Here is a 2,233-nt window from a genome sequence, read left to right as displayed (position 1 = left end):
TGGAAGAGCCTGTTAAAGGAGTCCCCCAATCTCAGGAATTTAAAACCGGTGGCTACATGGATATTGCGATAGATCCTAAATACAAAGAAAATGGATGGGTTTACTTGGCTTTTAGTTATGCACCTGAGCGAATTACTGATGCTTCTGCCCCAGCTATGACTAAAATTGTGAGGGGTAAAATTAAGAATAACAACTGGATAGCCGAAGAAAAATTGTTTGAAGTACCTAATAAACTATTGGTTACAAATGGAAATAGATGGGGATGCAGGTTTTTATTTGACAAAGCTGGGTTGCTAAGATCTCCCGCATCAATCCTGATGGAAGTGTTCCCAATGACAATCCATTTATTAATCAAGCCGATGCATTGCCTCAATTGTTTACAAGAGGAAACAGAAATGTGCAGGGAATCGCTCAACACCCTGAGACGGGTGACATCTGGTTTACAGAACATGGCCCTATGGGAGGTGATGAATTGAACATCTTAAAGAAAGGAGGCAATTATGGTTGGCCTGATATTACCTATGGAATAGACTATGACGGTAGCGTTGTATCCGACCAAACAAATCAGGAAGGAATGTTGCAGCCCGTTATATACTGGAATCCATCCATAGCGATTTCTCCGGCTGAATTTTCGAACAGCCCCCTCTTTCCCGAATGGAAAAACAACTTATTTATAGGTGCTCTTGCCTTTGAGGAAGTGCGAAGACTACCCATCGATGGCAATAAAGTGGAATACCAAGAAATGATCTTAAAAGGATATGGCCGTGTTAGAGACCTAAAATTTGGTCCCGATGGAGCCTTATATGTGGTACTCAACCAACCAGACAAAATTTTAAGGATCACTCCACAATAAACCGGTAGCTCCGCAACTGATAAGGTAATCCTGTTATTCGCTGAATAGTCGATCCCAATTACTAAATGGATTGAATTGAATCAGGAAACCTATCTCATAACTATATTTGGTTGTCAAAAATTATATCATTAATTAACAATAACAAAAATGACTGAAAAGCGAATCTTTTTTACCGGTGGATCCGGCAAAGCAGGAAAACACGTGGTTCCTTACCTCCTTGCTCAAGGCCATCGGGTAATGAATGTAGACTTAAAACCTTTGGATCATCCCGGGGTGGACAACCTGATAGCAGACATTACAGATTCCGGACAAATGTTCAATGCCATGAGTTCCTATGCCGCCTTAGATGAATTGGAGCCGGGAAATGGTGTGCCAAAATTTGATGCAATAGTACATTTTGCTGCTGTTCCCAGAATCTTAATTAACCCTGACAATGAGACTTTTCGAGTCAATACCATGGGTACCTACAATGTAATAGAAGCGGCGGTAAAACTTGGCATTAAAAAAATCATCATTGCCTCTTCAGAAACTACCTATGGTGTCTGCTTCTCAGATGGCCCAACTGACCCCAAGTCCCTGCCGTTGGAAGAGGATTATGATGTAGATCCCATGGACAGTTATGGCTTGTCTAAGGTGGTGAATGAAAAAACCGCACGCAGTTTTCAGCGGCGTTCAGGCGTTGATATTTATGCGCTCCGTATAGGAAATGTCATAGAACCTCATGAATATGAGCAGCTGTTCCCGCATTACTTTAAAAACCCTGAAGTGCGCAGAAGGAACGCCTTCTGTTATATTGATGCCAGGGATTTAGGACAAATTGTGGACTTATGCTTGGAAAAAGACGGGCTTGGTTATCAGGTTTTCAATGCTGGAAATGACCACAATGGGGCGGTGATTCCAAGCAAAGAATTGGCGGAAAGGTTTTTTCCGGGTGTTCCCATTACTCGTGAGCTGGAAGAACACGAGGCCTTGTTTTCAAATAAAAAAATACGTGAAGTGTTGGGCTTCAAAGAAGAACACAACTGGCAAAAATATGTAAAGTGGGAATGACCCTTCTCTGAACAACAAGCCTTGCTCAATTAGAAACGATTTTCACCAATAATCCTTATTCCCCAATGAAAAACCTTTTTAGCTCTTTTGGAATTTTTATTTTGGCCCTAGCATTTATGGCTTGCTCAAGCCCTAAAAATGTGCAGGTAAGCAGTCCAAATGGAAAATACAAGTATGAATTGCTGCTCGAAGATTCCCTATTGTATTACCAAGCATTTTATGAGGGCACTGAAATCGTTGAAAAATCTTTGTTGGGATTTGAGTTATCCAACGCCACTTTAATTGATCAAAACCTTGAAATTACAGGGATTGAAGAAACTGAGGTCAATT

General features: G+C 41.1%; 2 protein-coding genes and 1 pseudogene. All 3 read left to right on the top strand.

Annotated features, from left to right (window positions below):
• Nucleotides 1-56: 56 nt before the first annotated feature.
• Nucleotides 57-853, top strand: a pseudogene (locus AAC037_RS23705) (PQQ-dependent sugar dehydrogenase).
• Nucleotides 854-1,000: 147 nt separating this feature from the next.
• Nucleotides 1,001-1,903, top strand: a complete 903-nt coding sequence (locus AAC037_RS23700) for an NAD(P)-dependent oxidoreductase (RefSeq protein ID WP_339906115.1) — start codon at nucleotides 1,001-1,003, stop codon at nucleotides 1,901-1,903.
• Between the two features lie 65 nt (nucleotides 1,904-1,968).
• A partial coding sequence (locus AAC037_RS23695) for a glycoside hydrolase family 97 N-terminal domain-containing protein (RefSeq protein WP_339906113.1) occupies nucleotides 1,969-2,233 on the top strand: 265 nt, incomplete at its 3' end.

The organism is uncultured Cyclobacterium sp., from assembly GCF_963976465.1.
Classification (GTDB): Bacteria; Bacteroidota; Bacteroidia; order Cytophagales; family Cyclobacteriaceae; genus Cyclobacterium.
This window is presented reverse-complemented; position numbering and strand designations above follow the sequence as displayed.